The sequence below is a fragment of the Pedobacter vanadiisoli genome, assembly GCF_042684385.1.
Lineage (GTDB): Bacteria > Bacteroidota > Bacteroidia > Sphingobacteriales > Sphingobacteriaceae > Pedobacter > Pedobacter vanadiisoli.
Genome location: NZ_JBHULL010000041.1, coordinates 35,715 through 53,789 on the forward strand (window position 1 = coordinate 35,715; position 18,075 = coordinate 53,789).

21 protein-coding genes are annotated in these 18,075 nt (G+C 38.6%); 5 read left to right on the forward strand and 16 right to left on the reverse strand.

Going from position 1 to position 18,075, the window contains the following annotated elements:
• Window positions 1-11: 11 nt before the first annotated feature.
• The 4 genes from ACFSR6_RS19540 to ACFSR6_RS19555 are packed head-to-tail and all read right to left on the reverse strand — an operon-like array spanning window position 12 to window position 3,249.
• Window positions 12-458, reverse strand: coding sequence for a DinB family protein (locus tag ACFSR6_RS19540; RefSeq protein WP_379082025.1), 447 nt, complete (start codon window positions 456-458; stop codon window positions 12-14).
• Between the two features lies 1 nt (window position 459).
• Complete coding sequence (locus ACFSR6_RS19545) at window positions 460-1,515, reverse strand: ABC transporter permease (protein ID WP_379082026.1); 1,056 nt, start codon at window positions 1,513-1,515, stop codon at window positions 460-462.
• 1 nt (window position 1,516) lies between these two features.
• A complete protein-coding gene (locus ACFSR6_RS19550) occupies window positions 1,517-2,668 on the reverse strand; it encodes a BT_3928 family protein (RefSeq protein ID WP_379082028.1) in 1,152 nt (383 codons plus the stop codon).
• Window positions 2,669-2,703: 35 nt separating this feature from the next.
• On the reverse strand, window positions 2,704-3,249 hold the full coding sequence (locus ACFSR6_RS19555; RefSeq protein ID WP_379082031.1) for a DUF1599 domain-containing protein: 546 nt from the start codon (window positions 3,247-3,249) through the stop codon (window positions 2,704-2,706).
• 100 nt (window positions 3,250-3,349) lie between these two features.
• On the opposite strand from ACFSR6_RS19555, the gene folP reads away from it, so the two are divergent.
• From folP to cdaA, 3 genes are all read left to right on the forward strand, one after another.
• Window positions 3,350-4,204, forward strand: a complete 855-nt coding sequence (gene folP, locus ACFSR6_RS19560; protein ID WP_379082034.1) for a dihydropteroate synthase — start codon at window positions 3,350-3,352, stop codon at window positions 4,202-4,204.
• Window positions 4,205-4,396: 192 nt separating this feature from the next.
• The gene (locus ACFSR6_RS19565; RefSeq protein WP_379082037.1) at window positions 4,397-4,759 is read left to right on the forward strand and encodes a four helix bundle protein; all 363 of its coding nucleotides are present in this window, start codon (window positions 4,397-4,399) and stop codon (window positions 4,757-4,759) included.
• Between the two features lie 102 nt (window positions 4,760-4,861).
• The gene (gene cdaA, locus ACFSR6_RS19570) at window positions 4,862-5,653 is read left to right on the forward strand and encodes a diadenylate cyclase CdaA (RefSeq protein ID WP_230145952.1); all 792 of its coding nucleotides are present in this window, start codon (window positions 4,862-4,864) and stop codon (window positions 5,651-5,653) included.
• A 246-nt stretch (window positions 5,654-5,899) separates the two neighbouring features.
• Here cdaA and ACFSR6_RS19575 read toward each other — a convergent pair whose 3' ends face one another.
• The 11 genes from ACFSR6_RS19575 to ACFSR6_RS19625 form a co-directional block, all read right to left on the reverse strand.
• Window positions 5,900-6,310, reverse strand: coding sequence for a BrxA/BrxB family bacilliredoxin (locus tag ACFSR6_RS19575; protein WP_183764962.1), 411 nt, complete (start codon window positions 6,308-6,310; stop codon window positions 5,900-5,902).
• A gap of 103 nt (window positions 6,311-6,413) precedes the next feature.
• Entirely contained in the window at window positions 6,414-6,920 is a 507-nt protein-coding gene (locus ACFSR6_RS19580; RefSeq protein ID WP_379082039.1) for a CCC motif membrane protein, read from the reverse strand.
• Window positions 6,921-6,928: 8 nt separating this feature from the next.
• The gene (locus ACFSR6_RS19585) at window positions 6,929-7,249 is read right to left on the reverse strand and encodes a DUF2752 domain-containing protein (protein ID WP_379082041.1); all 321 of its coding nucleotides are present in this window, start codon (window positions 7,247-7,249) and stop codon (window positions 6,929-6,931) included.
• The gene (locus tag ACFSR6_RS19590; protein ID WP_379082043.1) at window positions 7,230-7,664 is read right to left on the reverse strand and encodes a YkvA family protein; all 435 of its coding nucleotides are present in this window, start codon (window positions 7,662-7,664) and stop codon (window positions 7,230-7,232) included. The genes ACFSR6_RS19585 and ACFSR6_RS19590 overlap by 20 nt, the downstream gene beginning before the upstream one ends.
• A gap of 17 nt (window positions 7,665-7,681) precedes the next feature.
• Window positions 7,682-8,569: a YARHG domain-containing protein gene (locus ACFSR6_RS19595; RefSeq protein WP_379082045.1), complete on the reverse strand. Its 888-nt coding sequence runs from the start codon at window positions 8,567-8,569 to the stop codon at window positions 7,682-7,684.
• 23 nt (window positions 8,570-8,592) lie between these two features.
• Window positions 8,593-9,216, reverse strand: coding sequence for a DUF2306 domain-containing protein (locus ACFSR6_RS19600; RefSeq protein WP_379082047.1), 624 nt, complete (start codon window positions 9,214-9,216; stop codon window positions 8,593-8,595).
• Complete coding sequence (locus ACFSR6_RS19605; protein ID WP_379082049.1) at window positions 9,217-9,624, reverse strand: hypothetical protein; 408 nt, start codon at window positions 9,622-9,624, stop codon at window positions 9,217-9,219.
• A 49-nt stretch (window positions 9,625-9,673) separates the two neighbouring features.
• On the reverse strand, window positions 9,674-11,191 hold the full coding sequence (locus tag ACFSR6_RS19610; RefSeq protein ID WP_379082052.1) for a GH3 auxin-responsive promoter family protein: 1,518 nt from the start codon (window positions 11,189-11,191) through the stop codon (window positions 9,674-9,676).
• A gap of 192 nt (window positions 11,192-11,383) precedes the next feature.
• Window positions 11,384-12,124, reverse strand: a complete 741-nt coding sequence (gene lptB, locus ACFSR6_RS19615) for an LPS export ABC transporter ATP-binding protein (RefSeq protein ID WP_090502159.1) — start codon at window positions 12,122-12,124, stop codon at window positions 11,384-11,386.
• A gap of 81 nt (window positions 12,125-12,205) precedes the next feature.
• On the reverse strand, window positions 12,206-13,906 hold the full coding sequence (gene recJ / locus ACFSR6_RS19620) for a single-stranded-DNA-specific exonuclease RecJ (RefSeq protein WP_379082054.1): 1,701 nt from the start codon (window positions 13,904-13,906) through the stop codon (window positions 12,206-12,208).
• A gap of 102 nt (window positions 13,907-14,008) precedes the next feature.
• Entirely contained in the window at window positions 14,009-15,334 is a 1,326-nt protein-coding gene (locus ACFSR6_RS19625) for a sulfatase-like hydrolase/transferase (protein ID WP_379082056.1), read from the reverse strand.
• 112 nt (window positions 15,335-15,446) lie between these two features.
• Here ACFSR6_RS19625 and ACFSR6_RS19630 point away from each other — a divergent pair, with 112 nt between their 5' ends.
• Window positions 15,447-16,214, forward strand: coding sequence for an MBL fold metallo-hydrolase (locus ACFSR6_RS19630; protein ID WP_379082058.1), 768 nt, complete (start codon window positions 15,447-15,449; stop codon window positions 16,212-16,214).
• 596 nt (window positions 16,215-16,810) lie between these two features.
• Here ACFSR6_RS19630 and ACFSR6_RS19635 read toward each other — a convergent pair.
• Complete coding sequence (locus ACFSR6_RS19635; protein WP_183764989.1) at window positions 16,811-17,398, reverse strand: YceI family protein; 588 nt, start codon at window positions 17,396-17,398, stop codon at window positions 16,811-16,813.
• Window positions 17,399-17,638: 240 nt separating this feature from the next.
• Here ACFSR6_RS19635 and ACFSR6_RS19640 point away from each other — a divergent pair, with 240 nt between their 5' ends.
• Window positions 17,639-17,956 (forward strand): eCIS core domain-containing protein, encoded by a 318-nt coding sequence (locus ACFSR6_RS19640; RefSeq protein WP_379082061.1) that lies wholly within the window; start codon window positions 17,639-17,641, stop codon window positions 17,954-17,956.
• Window positions 17,957-18,075: the final 119 nt, after the last annotated feature.

Consider the following 18,075-nt stretch of genomic DNA (forward strand, 5'->3'; position numbering starts at 1 on the left):
TTATGGCCGACCTATAACAAATGGTCGCGTTTTAACATAATATAATCGGTTACAGGTGGTGTAAAACCAGCCTTTTTTAACAAAGTTACCACCTGTCCGCGATGATAAGTAGAATGATTAAATAAATGAAATAAAATTTCATCTATGCGGTTTTCATATTGATCTCCCCTCGTATTCGCGTAAAAAATCCGTTTATCTAAAGGTTGAATATTCAATACCTCCCTGATCAGCTTAAAATTTTCTGCAGAAAGGAGTTCAAAATTTTCTTTTGGATGGATATCCCAAACACCATAAAGTGGTTTTTTACCGGAAATCCTTTGCGCCCAAATATGCTGTGCATTAAGCACGTGACTAAACAAACGTTCCGCATCTGGCAATTTAATCGTTGCTGATTTAAATATTTCAATGATACGGGAATCGGCAAGCTCGGTATAATTGATGATTTCTTCTTCTTTCATTCTAACTTAATTTAACCCTTGGATCAACATAAGCATATAAAATATCAACCAGGATATTGATGACAACAAATACGAAAGCGATAAAAAGAATAGATCCCATTACAACCGGAAAATCGGACATTTCTAAGGCGGTTACCGTTGTTCTCCCTAAGCCATTATAGCCAAAAATATACTCTACAAAAAAGGAACCTGCCAATAAAGAGGCAAACCATCCCGAAATGGCTGTAATTACGGGATTCATGGCATTTTTTAAAGCATGTTTATAAATAATGGCATTTCTGCTTAATCCTTTGGCACGCGCGGTCCGGATGTAATCCTGTGCGAGCACATCCAGCATGGCACTCCTGGTGAGCTGCACAATAATGGCCAGGGGTCTCAGCCCCAAGGTAATCATCGGTAACCATAAATTTCTTAGGGTCAGAATTTCGCCATTAAACGGATCGTAAGAGTATAAGCTCCCACTCATTTTTAAACCCGTGTAGTTGCTTAATACAAAACCAAATAGCCAGGCTATGATAATCCCCGCGAAAAAAGAAGGCGCAGATATCCCTAAAATGGCAAATGCATTGGCCGTTTTATCAATCCATGAATCTTTATGAACCGCTGATAACACACCTAAAAACACACCGATGACGGTGGCAAAAATCATAGCCGTTAAAGCAAGAATAAAGGTATTGGGCACCGTTTCTGAAAGAATTGCCGTGACATCGCGCTTGGTTTGGTACGAACTCCTCAAATAAGGCCATTTTAGCGCTAGCACTTTCTGATCAAAAGCAATCAGTTTTACATAATGGTATTTTTGCTGACTGACACTATCGTTATCCAAAATACTAACCGGCGATAAATCATTGATATATAAAACAAACTGAACAGGTTTGGAGCGATCTAAACCAAACTCTTTACGCACCGCCTCCAGCGATTGTACATCAGCCCGTTGCCCCATCGTCATCCGTGCCGGATCACCAGGCAAAATATTGAACAGCACAAAAACAACCAATATGACCCCACCCATTACAAGTAATCCATACATCAGTTTTTTAAGTGCGTATCCGATCATGTTATTTATCGAAATATTTTCTGCTCAATTGGTCAAAAGTCGGAACATTGTGAAAATGCCACTTATTAATCACCACCCCATTCTTCATCAATAATACACCTGGATTTGCCCTCACCATACTTTTTAAAGGCACTGCATCTGCATAAAAAACTTCAGAAAACAGGTTGTTCTTTTTGATAAAAGCCTGAGCATCCTGTGCCGAATTGGAAGTAAGCAATACCGTACGGATATTAAATTGTTGTGTAGCATTTAGGGCCAGCGCATTTAATTTACCAATGGCCGCCTCATTTGTGCTGTGAAGATCGTAAGCTACAAAAATCAGGTTATAATATGGGTTTTCAATCAGTTCTTTAGTATAATCGGTACCTGAAGCATCGGTAATATTGAGGTCTTTTATTTTAGGCTCAAATCCTTTTTTGATGAGTTTTTTAGTCGGTTCGCCTATAATTTCCCAGTTATTATCTTTCCAGATTTCCGTTTTCAGGTAATCTTTATCGCTCATGTCTTTTTCTTCCTTGGTTTTCTTGTTCTGAAGGTGATACATGATTTCGAATTCATCAGGCTTTTCTCCAGGAGGAATCACCATTAACGATGGAAGGTGTGCACCAACTTTATAAGGTAAAAAATCGATAATGGGCAGCACATTATAGGTGTAAAGGCCAAAACCTAGTGAAACAGCCGTTACAGCAATAGCAATATTTCTTTGTGTGCTTTCTTTTTTAAACAGGGGACTGATCAGCTCTTTTTTTAAGAAAATCACAATAATCAATACCAACAGAATAAGGTCTTTACTGAACGATTGCCAAGGGGTAAGTGGAATAGCATCACCAAAACAACCGCAGCTGGTCACCACTTTAAATGCGGCAGAAATAAAGGTCAACAGTGTGAAGAAGATAATGAGCAACAATAAGCCCCAGGCCACTTTTTTACTCCAAAAACCCAACAACAATAACACGCCTAAAACAATTTCCAGAGTACAAAGCAAAATGGCAATACCTGTAGCCATTCCGTTAAGAAAGTTCAGGTGAAAAACTTCAAAATATTCCTGAAGTTTATAACCAAAACCAAGCGGATCGTTTGCTTTGATCAAACCTGAAAATATGAATAAAGCACCAACAAAGAATCTGGAGAATCTTAAAAGTAAATTTTGCATCGGTATAATTGTTTTCTAGTGGTGATGGTATAATTTTATTTAACGCCTAACTTAATCAGCGCAAAAACCGAATAGTTAAGCATATCCTGGTAATTCGCTTTTACACCTTCAGAAGCAAGGGTCTGTCCTTCGTTATCTTCTATCTGTTTAACCCTAAAAATCTTCATCAGAATCAGATCAGTCAATGAGCTGATGCGCATATCTCGCCAGGCTTCACCATAATCATGATTTTTGGCAAACATTAAATCTTTGGTTTCGGTTACTTTTGCTTCAAACAATTTTTCAACTTCAGCATAAGGCATTTCGTTGGGGTCACTTTCAGTCAGTTCGAGCTGCATCATGGCAATCGCACAGTAATTAACAATACCAATATATTCGGATACCACACCCTCTCCCACTTTACTCACTTTTTTTTCTTCAAGGGTACGGATACGCTGTGCTTTTATAAAAATCTGATCAGTGATCGAACTTGGTCTTAAAATCCGCCATGCAGTACCATAATCTTTAGTCTTTTTTAAAAATAATGATCTGCAAACCGCAATCACTTCATCAAATTCTGTAGAGGTATTTGTTTGTGTCAAAGCCAATAATTATTTAGTTTTTAGTGTATTTTTGTCGTGAAAAAACAAAAGCTAAAGATACATTTTTAAAGCGAAACCCAAATCCCCGAAAGGGTTTATTATGGCAGAAAAAAACTTTTTTGAGCCCAAACAAAGCTTAAATATAAAAGGCAGGCTTATTGATTTAAGCACACCAAAAGTGATGGGGATTTTAAACATTACCCCCGATTCTTTTTACAGCAACAGCCGCACAAAAACGATAGACGAAGCTTTAACAAAAGCTGCCCAATTTTTAAATGAAGGGGCAACATTTATCGATATCGGCGGATATTCATCAAGGCCGGGTGCTCAAGACATTTCTACAGATGAAGAAATAGACCGTTTGGTTCCGGTTGTAGCAAGTTTAGCTTCGGCATTTCCGGAAGCGGTTATTTCTATCGATACCTTTAGGGCAAAAGTGGCTGAAGAAGGCATTTTGGCCGGTGCGCATATCATTAACGACATTGCTGCAGGTGATATGGATGAAAAAATGTTCGAAACAGTCGCCAAACTGCAGGTGCCTTATATGATGATGCACATGCAGGGCACACCACAGAACATGCAACAGAACCCGGTTTACAATAATGTTCTTTTAGAAGTGATTGATTACCTGGCCAAAAAAATTGCCATACTCAAGACATTGCATGTTCACGACGTTATTATCGACCCTGGTTTTGGTTTTGGAAAAACGATAGCACACAATTACGAATTGCTGAACCAGATGGAAGCTTTTAAGGTATTCAAACTTCCTATTTTAGTGGGCTTTTCTCGTAAAGGAATGATCTATAAAGCACTTGGCACTTCGGCGGCAGAGGCCCTGAACGGAACTTCGGTACTCAACACCATTGCGCTACAAAAAGGAGCGGGCATTTTAAGGGTACATGATGTAAAGGAAGCAGTGGAGTGTGTGAGGTTGGTAGAAAGGTTAACTGGTTAATTGTTTAAATCGGTTAATTGAACAACATTGTTTAAAGGTTAAACTGGTTAATTGTTTAAATCGGTTAACTGAGCAACATTGTTAAAATGTTAAACTGGTTAATTGATTATTTACAATAAAGACTTTAATACACATTTAAAACTTCTATTCTCCGCTTAAATTCAATAACTAAAAGTCTAAATTTTAATTATAATGCACGTATATTCCTTTGAAAAATTAGAAACCTGGCAAAAAGCCAGGATGTTTAGAAAAGACATTTATAATTTGACCAGAAAATTCCCGAAAGATGAAACATTTGGTTTAACCAGTCAGATTAAAAGGTCATCCAGCAGCATTGGAGATTGTCTGGCAGAGGGCTCAGCGAGAATTACTTCTAAAGACAAGGCACACTTTATATCAATGTCTTATTCAAGTGCAATAGAAACCATTAATCACATTATCGGGGCTTACGATCTCGATTATATTAATGAAGAAGAATACATTGCATTTAGGTTAAAACTCGATGAATTAACAAACAAGTTAAATGCATTACGCAAATCAATCCTAAAGAGTTAATCCTTATGCATCTAAACAGTTAACCGGTTTAAACAATTAACCAACTTTTAAACAATCAACCTATCTTGTAAACTGAATTCTGTTTTGCTATCTTGCCACTAAATGAAAGGTTTTGATTTTGACTTCCTTAAAGTATCGCCAACTGATATCGTTGACATCATTTTGGTGGCCTTGTTAATTTATTACGTTTATACCCTGATCCGCAATACACTGGCTGTTAACCTGCTTGTGGGGATGTTTATTATTACAGTTTTTTACTGGATAGTAAAGGCTTTACACATGGAATTATTAACTGCAATCATTGAAAAATTTATGAGTGTGGGGATCATTGCATTGATTGTAATCTTCCATCCGGAGATCAGGCGGTTTCTTTTACTGATTGGCAAAAATGCCTTCTTACAGAAGAATAAAGCCTGGTGGGGTTATTTATTTGGCAGAAAAGAGATTGAAAGGAACAATTTAACGAGGATAAAGCCCATTATCGACGCCTGCAAAAGCATGAAGAAAACACGTACAGGTGCTTTAATGGTGTTTGTTAAATTTTACGATGAACAGTTTTTTGCCAATAGCTGTGAACTTGTTGATGCCAAAATATCAAAACGTTTACTGGAAAGTATCTTCCAGAAAAACAGCCCTTTACATGATGGCGCTGTTGTAATTTCTGAAAATAAAATTAAAAGTGCCAGTTGCATTCTGCCTTTAACGGATAACGACCAGTTGCCATCGCAATTTGGCTTAAGGCACCGTGCAGGGATCGGTGTTTCTGAAACCACTGATGCTGTTGCGGTAATTATTTCGGAAGAAACAGGAGAAATTTCTTACGCGAAACAAGGCCGGGTAAGGATGAATGTTTCCTTTGGCGAACTGGAGAAATTGCTGAATAAAGATTTTTAGTAAGCACTACCCTGATAAAGTTCAATAAAAAAGTCGCCATATCGACTGAAGCGCAGCGGAACGCCTGCGGAGAGATCTATCTCTAGATAATACGTTAACTTCTTTGTCAATGATGTTGAATTTACACAATAAATATTCCTCAGGATAACGAAAATTATTAAACGCAAAAAGGCGAATGCTTCCATTCGCCTTTTTTATATTTAAGAATTACTTATTGGTGTAATCCCTCAATCCGGGTATCTTTTATTAGCAATATTGCTCAAAAGCACCGATCAGGTTATCAGCGATCATTTGTGCCGGACGACCTTCAATCTGGTGGCGCTCAATCATGTGTACCAATTTACCATCTTTAAATAATGCCATTGCAGGAGAAGATGGCGGGAAAGGCATCATATAGTTTCTGGCCTGATCTACTGCTTCTTTTTCCATACCTGCAAAAACGGTAACCAATTTATCAGGGTGTTTTTCGTGAGCTGCTGCTGCTCTTGCCGCCGGGCGTGCATTAGCCGCTGCACAACCGCAAACAGAGTTCACCACTACCAACACAGTACCTTCGCCTTTAATGGCCTGATCTACTTCAGCTGCATTTTTTAATTCTTGAAAACCTACGTTAGTTAATTCCTTACGCATTGGCTCTACTAAATATTCTGGATACATTATCTTAGTTTTTTATTTACAATTTTGAACGATACAAAAATAAGAAAATCGGATGGCATGTACCATCCGATTTATATTTTTAAGGTAAAATTAAAATGATGCTTTATTGAAGACCTTTTAAGATTTCCTGCATTTTATTTGGATCGCTTAACATTCCCATACCAAACATTATAATGATAACAATATAATAAAGCAGGGATAAAATATTAAAGATTAAACCTATAATGGCACATATTCTGCCCGCATTTAAGTTTTTATACGAGCTTAAAGTATAAATTGCTGGATTGATCGCATACAGAGCCCTGTCTTTCTTACTTAAAACCAATGCAATAATTGCAGGGATCAAACCTATAATACCGTAGCAGCAGCAAAATGCAATCGAAAGAATCCCCAGTACAAGCACTACGGTCGAGTTTGGCAGACTTTGCTGCCCAAAGCCAGCTCCAAACTGGCCAAACGGCGGAGGCTGCTGAAATGGTGGAGGTTGTTGAAACGGCGGCGGTGTTACAGGCCCCTGGTCAAGCGGCTGAGAAGGTGCCGGCTCAGGGTTTTGATTCTTTGAAAGATCAATAGGTTTATTTTCTTGGGGATTTTCCTGTTCTTCTGACATAGGCATATTTAGATCAATTGATGAGTGTATATTTTGTAAATGTAGTTGATTAAAATAATTAGTACAACACCTGCAAAAATGATTTTTATTAATTGCGCCCCAAATTTAAAATCTAATTTCAGGTGAACAATGGTAAACAATACCATAAAAATAAGCGGGATCGTTGCAGGATACAATTTAAAGGAAGCGACAAAATCCCCTCTTAACAGCGCTAAAACCGACCGCTGTAAACCACAGCCCGGGCAATCTATCCCAAAATTTGCTTTGAAAGGACAGCTTAGAAGATGCTTTTCCAACCAATCGGTAAAACTATGTTGCGGTTGAGCCATCTGTATTACCAATAAATTTTATTTGGGTATCTTTCCATGCCTTATATTTTTCGAGGTCTTTAACCACTTGCCTGTATACCAGGTTTAAGATATAAATATCATCAATAAAGCCTAAAACCGGCACAAAATCCGGAATCACATCTACAGGCGACAAGAAATAAATTAAACCGCCTAAAATGGCAATGATTGATCTTTTAGGGATTTCGGTATAATCTCCGTTTACATAATCTTTAGATACGGCGAAAAGCAATACCAGCTTAGCCCAAATCCCTTCTAAATCACCTTTATTGGTTACCGCCTTGCCAAGGGCATCTTTAATTGTATCGCTGACTTTGGTTTTATCATTTAAGATGATGGTGGCTTTGCTTTGCGATTTCTTAAAGAAGCCCAGTATTTTCGCCTTATTCAATTTCATGATTAATCCTTTACAAATTAACGGCCAAAAGCATCGTAATTGTCTTCCGCGTATTTAGTAAAACGGTCCAACAACTTAATATTTTTATTTTCTATTGATGTTAAATCATGATCAACGTTGTTTTTAACAGGAACGTACCATTCTACCGGATCGAAAAAATTTCTAAAAGTCTGTTTTTTAAACGCATATCCATGCCTGGCAAAAATGGTATTCTTGATGATCTGCAGATCGAGTTTCCTTAGGTTTTTTACATCCTCTTCCTTAAGTACTGTGGTTGAAGCATTTAATTTAAAAATCTGATCGGATGCGCTCCTGTAAAATGGATTGGCCTCGAGGGTGTCGATTTTTCCGTCTTCTGCGGTATCCACTCTTTTTATCATCTTGTGGTCGCTCCAGTCTACGTAACTGCTTTCGCTGGGCAACATCAGGTTAGCATTGTAAGCAAATGCTTTTTTAATCAGCTTAAACTGTCTTTCGGGCCATTTCAATTCGGTTTTAAAGGCATTCCATTTGCCCATCAAGGTATCGCCAACTAAGGTGATTTCGAACTTGCCATCGTATTTTTCTGTGCCCGGCTCATCTAACACAAAAGTGATTTTACCTCCATCTTCCGATAATTTACCCAATAACGGGCGGCTGTTGCCTGAAACCACACTTTGAGCAATTACGGTATCTTGGGTAATCTTTTTAATATTGATATTGAGTTTTCTTACCGCATCGGTCATATCTCCATCGTATTCCAGCTCATCCTGGGAGTAAAAATCGCCCACCCAAAAACCGTATAGTTCTTTGTGGATTTCCGGTTGGGCTACCTCAATAACCTTTTTTTGTTCATTTGCTTTTTTATTATCTCTACACGATAGCATTAAAAATGAGATCATAACGAGCGCTAAGATTTTTTTCATAGGGTTTTATTTGTTTTTACAGATCAAACATTTTTTTTGATCAGCCATTCAGCAATCAGTAAATTGGGTATCCATCCCAGCCAGGCAATAATCTGGTACACATCCATCGGCGCCGGCTGGAATAAATATACTAAAATAACTTTCCACAACCTTAAGGTAACTGCCGAAGCTGCCAAAGCAAAACTGCGGTACATAAACTGTTTATGGGCAGTTATTTTTCTTTTCAGGATTAAGAGGGTTGCTTTTAAGGTAAACCAGAACCATAAAACACCCAAAATTATAAAAGAGGTTTTTGCTATTAAACCTCCGTTTGCAAACCAACCGATAAAAATACCGGAGGGGGAGGCCAGCAATAATACCAGGCTCACATATAAATAGCCTAGCCATCTGTGTATTTTAGGATATTTAACTAAAATTCTGGTATTAAACTGTGTAAAACCTGCAAGTAACACAAATATAGCGCTGTACACATGCACATAAAATACAGGGAGGTAAGCTTTGATTCCGGTTACTTCGGTTTGTTTAATCTGCAGAAACGACACTTCACTGTTCATGGGGATGTAGCGTAAAGTAATCCGTAACATAAGGATAAAAAAGTAGGCAAAAAACAATAGCCAGGCCATCCGTTTATAGCTGATACTTTTCATCTATTTTCTATTAAAAAGTGGTAATAATTTTTTATCAAAAGCGATTGCAATTAGTTTATCGTTGGCCACATCTTCTTCGTAAAGCTGTTGTTTTTGAGGATCAAATACAAACCTTGCAATAATGGGCATCCTATCGGCGTAACTTTCGTGCAGGTTAAAATGATAGTTTTTTGAATAGGTTTCAGAAAGATCCGTTTTAGGATTTGGACTACTTTCGAGCATAATGCCGTAAGAGGTACCACCATTTTTAACAATCCTTTCGTAAAGGCCTTTGGTAAGCTGCTTATACCTCGGCGAAGTTTCTACAATCTTATAGGCAATCTGTGCTTTATAATTCTCTTTAACCTGAGCTTTGGATTGATAAACTGAAGATCCCAGAATTAAAAGAAAAAATAGGATGTTTTTCATTTTGAGTAGAGCTAATTATAAGATTGTCATACTGAGGCCCTAATTAAATTTAAGAAGATTTTATCATCTCCAAAATATCTTCTACATATTTACGCTCATTAGCTAAACGGGGTACCTTATGCTGCCCCCCCAATTTATCCTTCGCTTTTAACCAATTGTAAAAAGTATGCGCAGGGGCATTATGTACCTTAGGGCGGGCCAAAGCCATATCTTTAAAACGTTTCGCGTCGTAATCCGAGTTAACCTCACGTAAGGTCTGATCCATCACATCAACAAACTTTTCAAAATCATTTGGCTGTTTATCAAATTCAATGATCCATTCGTGCCCACCGGCTTTTTCATCTTTAAAGTAGATTGGCCCTGCGGTATAATCTTTTATTTCTGCACCGGTTTCCTGGCAGGCTTTGGTTAGGGCCTGTTCTGCATTATCAATGATCACTTCTTCGCCAAAAGCATTGATAAAATGTTTGGTACGCCCTGTAATTTTTATGCGGTATGGGGAAAGTGATGTAAACTGAATAGTATCGCCAATCATATAACGCCATAAGCCCCCATTGGTCGAAATCACAATGGCGTAATTTTTATGCAGTTCTACCTCACCCAGCAATAATGCCTTAGGATTTTCATCTCCTATATTTTCCATCGGCACAAACTCGTAGAAGATACCATAATCGAGCATGAGCAACATTTCTTCTGAATTATCCTGATCCTGGATACCAAAAAAGCCTTCTGAAGCATTATAGGTTTCGAGATAATACATCTCAGCGGATGGGATAAGCTGTTTAAACTGCTCGCGGTAAGGGGCAAAATTTACCGCTCCATGAATATATAGCTCCAGGTTTGGCCAAACCTCCAGTAAATTCTGCTTTCCGGTAAGTTCGAGCACTTTTTTAGCCAGCACGATGGTCCAGGTTGGCACGCCAGAAATGCTGGTTACGTTTTCGCTGATGGTGGCTTCGGCCATCCTATCCATCTTGATTTCGTAATTATCCATCAAAGCAATAGACATGTCGGGCGTACGGTAATATTCAGCCCATATCGGGAGGTTTTTGATCAGCACAGCTGATAAATCGCCATAAAAACAATCTTCGTTTAACTGGTTAACCTGATGGCTGCCACCCAAAACCAAACCTTTACCAGTAAACATCTGGTTATCAGGACGATTGTTACAATAAATGGAAAGCATATCTTTACCACCTTTAAAATGGCATTCTTCCAAAGACTCCGGGGAAACCGGGATAAACTTACTTCTATCGCTGGTGGTACCAGATGATTTCGCAAACCATTTGATATCAGACGGCCAAAGAATATTCTGTTCTCCATTGAGCATACGCTCGATATAAGGTTTTAAAGTATCGTAATTTTGAACAGGAACACGCTCCTGATATTGCTGTGGGGTTAAAATGCTTTTATAATCGTAAAGTTTACCCCATTCTGTATTCTCAGCACTATCAATTAATGTATGAAACCACTCTTCCTGAACATCATGCGGATATTTCATAAAAAGCTCGATCTGATGGATCCGCTTTTTCATTAACCAGGTAAAAATTGAATTTACAAATGCCATCTTTAAATGTTAAAGTGAATAAGCCTCATTTTACCCGGGATTTTCATACTTACCCATTGGTCACGTGGTGATTCGCACATATTTTTATACACAGTAAATAATTTTATAACTTTAGTTTTAAAGTCGCGCTTAGGCAACATATCAAATCAAAATTTGTTTGTTGATCAAATACTTTTGTAGGCGAAAGAATGGTTAAACATCAAATTTTTTTCTTTTCAAAACGAAGTTTGATCCCAAATACACTTTTCTCACCATTTCGTTTTCGGCAAGCACTTCGGGAACACCCTGTTCTAAAATTTTCCCTTCAAAAAGCAGGTATGCCCTATCGGTAATAGACAATGTTTCTTGTACGTTGTGGTCGGTAATTAAAATGCCTATATTTTTATGTTTCAGTTTGGCAACAATACTTTGGATTTCCTCTACCGCAATCGGATCTACCCCGGCAAAAGGTTCATCCAGTAAAATAAAATTAGGATTTGCAGCTAAAGCCCTGGCAATTTCGGTACGCCGGCGTTCTCCACCTGATAATAGGTCACCACGGTTTTTTCGTACTTTATGCAAACTAAACTCGTTAATAAGTTCTTCGAGTTTATCACGCTGTTCTTCCTTGGTCAATTTGCTCATTTCCAAAATGGCCAGTATATTATCTTCTACGGTAAGTTTTCTAAAAACAGATGCTTCCTGTGCTAAGTAACCGATTCCTTTTTGCGCCCTACGGTACATCGGATCTTCGGTAATGTCTTCTTCTTCCAAGAAAATCCGGCCCTCATTTGGCTTGATCAGCCCTACGATCATGTAAAAAGAAGTTGTTTTACCCGCCCCATTGGGACCTAAAAGCCCAACAATTTCCCCTTGGCTTACGTTGAAAGAAACATTATTAACAACGGTACGCTGCTTATATTTTTTAACCAGGTTTTCGGCTTTTAATATCATATATCGATTTATATTCTTGGGCTGTCACATTGAGCTTGTCGAAATGTCCTTCGACAGGCTCAGGATGACACCTTCAAATAACTATTTAACTTTTATTCCTTTAATGTTTAACTGCAAACGTTTCTTATCTCGCCATACGTTTTCTTCTAACGTATAACAAACCGAAAACGGTACCCTCGGCTGTAAAAGATTCTGAAATTCTGCCAGTCCGAATGCAATGCCTTCAAAAATAGGCGAATTTTGTTGTTTTATATTAATTTTTAAATGATTTTGGCCAACTGCCATGGCATGTTGTGAGAGGTACACATTATGCGTAACAAAAACTGGCGACATATTTTCTGGTCCGAATGGTCCCATCTGGGATAAAATCCTGTAAAACTTACCATTTATCTGCGACAGTTCGATTTCAGCATCGATCCTGATCATTGGTGTTAAAAGCTCTTCTGTGATACTGGCAGACACAATTTCTTCGAATTTATCGGCAAAAGCATCGATATTATGCTCCTGCATAGTTAAACCGGCAGCAAATTTATGTCCACCGTACTGATCCAACAAATGGGCGCATCCGCTTAACGCTTCATATAAATCAAACCCTACCACCGAACGGCACGAACCAGCCACATGCCCGTTAGATTTAGTGAGTACGACCGTTGGACGGTAATATTTTTCCGTTAAACGCGAGGCCACAATCCCGATCACGCCCTTGTGCCAGCTTTCGTTAAACACCACGGTCGTTTTCCTGTTAATAAGGATTTCACTTTCGCCGATCAGTGCCAGCGCTTCGCGGGTAATGTCCTGATCGTAGGTTTTACGTTCGGTATTTTTAAGGTTGATGAGTTCGCTTTGCTCCAACGAGTTACCATCTACCTGGCACAGCAGCATGGCAACGGCATGTTTAGCATGATCGATCCTTCCGGCAGCATTAATTCTGGGCCCCAGGGTGAAAACCACGTCAGTAATGCTGTAATTTTCAGTTTTTCCCGAAACCTCCATTAAAGCCCGCAAGCCTTCACAAGGATTGGTGTTTAATTTTTTTAAACCATAGTGAGCCAAAATGCGGTTCTCGCCTATTACCGGTACAATATCAGCAGCGATGCTTACCATCACTAAATCCAGGTAACGGAGATAGCTTTCTTTCTGAAGCCCGTGTTTCTGGGCATAGGCCTGCGCCAGTTTAAAACCGATACCGCAGCCTGCGAGTTCTTTAAAAGGATAGGCACAATCGGCACGTTTAGGATCTAAAACGGCAACCGCCTGTGGCAGTGTATCACCAGGTAAATGGTGATCGCAGATAATGAAATCAATGCCTAAAGTATTGGCATAATCAATTTTATCGACGGATTTTATTCCGCAGTCTAAAGCAATAATAAGCGAAAAGCCATTTTCATTCGCATAATCAATTCCTGCGGTAGAAATGCCATAACCTTCCAGGTAGCGATCGGGAATGTAATATTCGATATTTTCGGTAAGCTGCGAAAAAAAACTGAAGGCCAGTGCAACCGAAGTTGTACCATCTACATCATAATCGCCATAGATCAATATTTTTTCGTGGCTGGCCAATGCAGTTTCGATACGGGCAATAGCAACATCCATATCCTTCATTAAAAAAGGATCGTGAAGATGGTCAAGCTCTGGCCTGAAAAAATCTTTTGCCTGATTGAAATCACAGATATTCCGCTGCACAAGTATTTGTGCCAAAGAGCGGTCTATGTTGAGCTGTTCTGCTATTTTTGCTACCGTATCATCATTAAAATCTGACGTCAGCACCCATCTTTTTTCCATTTATTCTGTCTCCGAACAGTAAATATACATTTTAATTGGATATGATGATGGCAATCTTTAATCACCTTAGGAACAAATGCCTTAATAGCAAAAAGTTAGGTTTTACTTCGAATTTCCGGGGTATTCCTGGTAAAGTTTCATCAAATGTGCTTTTTGGCTTGCATATTTTGCATCATCAATTAAATTAACACGTTCGGCCGGGTCCCATGATAAATTGTAAAGTTCGGGTACTTCCTGATTGTCTTTTTTGGTGATGCGTAACTTCCAATCGCCATCTTTTACTCCTTCCAGTACATAATTGTGGTAATAAATAGGTCGATGTGTTTTGTTATAAGTTTTATTGGTTAGCAACCCTGAAACAGACTCACCATCATACACTTTCTGCGGCAATTTACTTTTGGTCCACTCGGCCAGTGTAGGAAAAACATCGAGATTAGAAATGGGCTTGGTTAACTGGGTATTGTTAAGCGTGTGCCCCTTCCAATACACGATAAACGGAACACGATGACCACCCTCGTACGAGATTCCTTTTGAGCCTCTAAAAATCCCTGCCGAGCCTACATGGTAAAATTTGGTAAAACCATCATCATACATGCGCTGTGGAGCATTTATCCATGGACCATTATCGCTGGTGAAGATAAAAATGGTATTATCTGCCTGTCCGAAGGCCACAACCTGTTTCCAGATTTCGGCCAGCCCAGCATCCATGTCTTCAATTACATCGCCTAGCTCACCTCCTGCAGACGGTATTTTCCTGCTTTTTTGTGCGGCAAAAGCCACTGGCAGGTGCGGCATATTCTGCGCCAGGTAAAGGAAAAACGGTTTCTTTTCCGCTGCACTTTTTTTAATGAATTTTATCGACTCGCGGGTGTAAGAAGTGGTTAAAATACTATCGTGCGGTTTATAAATCTCAGCTTTGGTATTTCTGAAAATCTTGATCGTGGTATCGGTTTTTACATAGGGCGCCCTGTAATCGTGACTGTATAAAAGACCGTAAAATTCATCAAATCCTTTTTTATTGGGTAATGAAACGCCATGATCGCCCAGGTGCCATTTACCGATCAATGCTGTTGCATAGCCCGATTGTTTAAGCATTTGTGCAATGGTAATTTCATCTTCAGGAATCCCCTCTTTTTCGCCGGGACCAATTGGTCTTGGCAAATCCATCCTACTGCAATACCTACCTGTTAGTAACGATGCCCTTGAGGGGGTACAGGTTGGCGAGGTAGTTACAAAGTTTGTAGCTTTTATTCCTTTCGCTGCCATTCCATCTAAAAACGGTGTTTTTATCAACGGACTTCCATAACATGAAATATCGGCATAGCCCATATCATCGGCCAATACAATAATTACATTTGGTTTTTGCTGTGCTCTTAATTGTGTAGAAAAATTTATAATCAGTAGCAGAATTAAGATTCGAAGATTCATGTGTGAAATTTAAGCATCATATTTTACAAAAAAAGGAAGTATTGAAGCTTTTACCAAAACAAATACTCAAGTTTAGATTGTTACCTTTGTATAAACATTAATAAATAACATTTTGCAAGTTCATACCCTATACGAAGGAACCTATTCTGTTGATGCCTCAAAGAAATTTGTGCCTTTCGATCCCGCAATACATCATTTTAAAGACAGACCCGCTTCATTATTCATCAATGTTCAGCCTTTTTTGGTTGAGGTGAAAAACGACCTTGTACTTTTTGATACCGGTTTAGGCTTTAGTGATGATCATGGCGAACTGATTTTACATAAAAACATCCGTAATGCGGGCTTCGACCCTACTGATGTAACCAAGGTTTTAATGTCGCACTTACATTACGACCATTCAGGCGGCATGATCCACAAACATGAAAATGGAAAAGTAGAGCTAAGTTTCCCTGACGCGGAATACGTAATTAACCGTGGCGAATGGGAAACCGCTTTTAGCAGCACTTCCTCGTCATACCATCCTGATATTTTCGATTTCGTACAACGCAATGCCCAGCTTAAATTTGTTGAAGGCGATGGCGCATTGGACGAAACCATTGCTTACGAATTTACTGGTGCACACTGTCCCAACCACCAGGTTTTTCTTTTAACAGAAGGTAAACAAACGATATTTTTTGGTGGTGATGTACTGCCTGAACCTGAAGAACTCGTTAAAAATTTTATTGCCAAATATGATTTCGACGGCCGAAAAGCGATGGAATTACGTAAAGAATTTGGTAAAAGAGCAGCCGAAGCAAACTGGGAATGTTTATTCTACCATGGCAAAAGTGCAGCTACCGGATTTGTGGACGAAGTTGAAGGCGGATTTAAGATTAGATAGGTTTAGGGTTTAGGGTTTAGGGTTTAGGGTTTAGGGTTTAGGGTTTAGGGTTTAGGGTTTAGGGTTTAGGGTTTAGGGTTTAGGGTTTAGGGTTTAGGCTGAACAACTCCATAATGGTTTTAGTATGCATTGAAGCATAAAAATCAATTTATCTTTATTTATAAGCTAACTTAAAAATTCGTCATCTCGACCGCAGCGGAGAGATCTTTGTACCATACTGCACTTCGCATCCTCAATTCCCTCAAATTAATGATAATGAAATAGTTAAACAAAAATACACCTTAATTATTTTTATAATTTTTATCTGAAAATGGACATTCAGTACAGCTTCGGAAACAGCAGTCCCGTTATTCGCTCTAGCTCCGATGAAAAATCGGAGGCTGCCGCTGCTACCGGGTTTAGAAACAAAGGTTTTGTACAAGTAAGCACTCGGCCAGAAATAGTGCCATAATATGCCATCTCGAGCAGATTAAAGTGAATACGAAGCCGCGGGCAAGGTCGCTTAGCGCTCCTTCGGGTTAAACGCTGCGGCCTTCGCGTTTAAACTAAAAAGCCCCGACGAATGCCGGGGCTTCTATTTTCCGAGACTGGAAAAATTATTTTTTAGCTACCAATTTAACAGACAACTCGAAGTTATCATCAATTGCTTTGTCGCCAATGCTATCGAAGAATGATTTCGAACCGTATTTAATGTCATATTTAGTTCTGTCTACAACGATTTTACCAGCTAAAGCTGAAGCTGTACCATCTGCATTTACAGTTACAGTTGCAGGGAAACTTAATGGTTTAGTGATACCTTTGATGGTTAAATTACCAGTTACAGTTACATTGGCACCTGAACCAGCAACTTTAGTAATTACGAAAGTTGAAGTTGGGAATTTAGCTGTACCGAAGAAATCGTCTGCTTTTAAGTGACCTTCTAATTTTGCACTGCCATCAGCATCTTTAATTGAAGTCATATCGATAACAAAAGTACCGCCGGTTACGCTTTTACCGTTAACGGCTAAGCTACCTGATTGTAAAGCAACTGTTCCATTGTGAGAACCTGTTACTTTTTTACCGATCCAGGTAATGGTCGATTTTGCTGCATCTACAGTATAAGTTACCGGTTTTGTTGGGTTTTTAAAAGCTGACAATGCTACTACTGCCACTAATAAAAAAATTGAGCTAATTTTTAATTTCATTTTCTAGTTTTTTAAAATTTGGTACAAATATAGATGAACTAACAATCTCATGTTGTTGACCTATGTTAAGTTTTTTCAAAAATAATCGATTTATTTAAAATCATTCTATTGACTGAAGAATTGTAACAAAGTTTAATTTGTTTACTTTTTTATCTGGATGAGATAATCGTTAATTCAATTCATAACGTTTACTCCTGTTCTCATTGGTGATAGCAACTATTTATTTTATAAATTTATACCATGGCAAAGAAAAATTTACCGGAAAATTTAAAAAATGGAATTGAAGCCCTTTCAGCTATTTCGATGGATAATGTTCGTGTTCATTTCAATGCTGATAAACCGGCACAATTGACTGCTTCGACTTATGCACAAGGCACGGATGTTCACATCGCTCAAGACCAAGAAGAACATTTACCACATGAGGCATGGCATGTAGTAGAACAAAAACAAGGTCGGGTTAAAGCAGCAGCACAATTAAAATCTAACACAATTGTTAATGACGATGCAGGCTTAGAAAAAGAAGCAGATGAAATGGGATCAAAAGCTGCTAAATTATAAATAAAGTAATAGCTTAGTTAAATACCGTTGACCCGGTTCTTGCATCTCTAAACCAGCAGCGAAAATCCCTTTTGTTTTGTAGCAACCTTGAATATGATGTCATGCTGAGGCACGAAGCA

What these genes read in the sequence shown, in the direction of transcription:
- ACFSR6_RS19540 (WP_379082025.1), bottom strand. Translation starts at nt 458, where the DNA reads ATGAAAGAAGAAGAAATCATCAATTATACCGAGCTTGCCGATTCCCGT.
- ACFSR6_RS19545 (WP_379082026.1), bottom strand. Translation starts at nt 1,515, where the DNA reads ATGATCGGATACGCACTTAAAAAACTGATGTATGGATTACTTGTAATG.
- ACFSR6_RS19550 (WP_379082028.1), bottom strand. Translation starts at nt 2,668, where the DNA reads ATGCAAAATTTACTTTTAAGATTCTCCAGATTCTTTGTTGGTGCTTTA.
- folP (WP_379082034.1), top strand. Translation starts at nt 3,350, where the DNA reads ATGGCAGAAAAAAACTTTTTTGAGCCCAAACAAAGCTTAAATATAAAA.
- ACFSR6_RS19565 (WP_379082037.1), top strand. Translation starts at nt 4,397, where the DNA reads ATGCACGTATATTCCTTTGAAAAATTAGAAACCTGGCAAAAAGCCAGG.
- cdaA (WP_230145952.1), top strand. Translation starts at nt 4,862, where the DNA reads ATGAAAGGTTTTGATTTTGACTTCCTTAAAGTATCGCCAACTGATATC.
- ACFSR6_RS19575 (WP_183764962.1), bottom strand. Translation starts at nt 6,310, where the DNA reads ATGTATCCAGAATATTTAGTAGAGCCAATGCGTAAGGAATTAACTAAC.
- ACFSR6_RS19580 (WP_379082039.1), bottom strand. Translation starts at nt 6,920, where the DNA reads ATGTCAGAAGAACAGGAAAATCCCCAAGAAAATAAACCTATTGATCTT.
- ACFSR6_RS19585 (WP_379082041.1), bottom strand. Translation starts at nt 7,249, where the DNA reads ATGGCTCAACCGCAACATAGTTTTACCGATTGGTTGGAAAAGCATCTT.
- ACFSR6_RS19590 (WP_379082043.1), bottom strand. Translation starts at nt 7,664, where the DNA reads ATGAAATTGAATAAGGCGAAAATACTGGGCTTCTTTAAGAAATCGCAA.
- ACFSR6_RS19595 (WP_379082045.1), bottom strand. Translation starts at nt 8,569, where the DNA reads ATGAAAAAAATCTTAGCGCTCGTTATGATCTCATTTTTAATGCTATCG.
- ACFSR6_RS19600 (WP_379082047.1), bottom strand. Translation starts at nt 9,216, where the DNA reads ATGAAAAGTATCAGCTATAAACGGATGGCCTGGCTATTGTTTTTTGCC.
- ACFSR6_RS19605 (WP_379082049.1), bottom strand. Translation starts at nt 9,624, where the DNA reads ATGAAAAACATCCTATTTTTTCTTTTAATTCTGGGATCTTCAGTTTAT.
- ACFSR6_RS19610 (WP_379082052.1), bottom strand. Translation starts at nt 11,191, where the DNA reads ATGGCATTTGTAAATTCAATTTTTACCTGGTTAATGAAAAAGCGGATC.
- lptB (WP_090502159.1), bottom strand. Translation starts at nt 12,124, where the DNA reads ATGATATTAAAAGCCGAAAACCTGGTTAAAAAATATAAGCAGCGTACC.
- recJ (WP_379082054.1), bottom strand. Translation starts at nt 13,906, where the DNA reads ATGGAAAAAAGATGGGTGCTGACGTCAGATTTTAATGATGATACGGTA.
- ACFSR6_RS19625 (WP_379082056.1), bottom strand. Translation starts at nt 15,334, where the DNA reads ATGAATCTTCGAATCTTAATTCTGCTACTGATTATAAATTTTTCTACA.
- ACFSR6_RS19635 (WP_183764989.1), bottom strand. Translation starts at nt 17,398, where the DNA reads ATGAAATTAAAAATTAGCTCAATTTTTTTATTAGTGGCAGTAGTAGCA.
- ACFSR6_RS19640 (WP_379082061.1), top strand. Translation starts at nt 17,639, where the DNA reads ATGGCAAAGAAAAATTTACCGGAAAATTTAAAAAATGGAATTGAAGCC.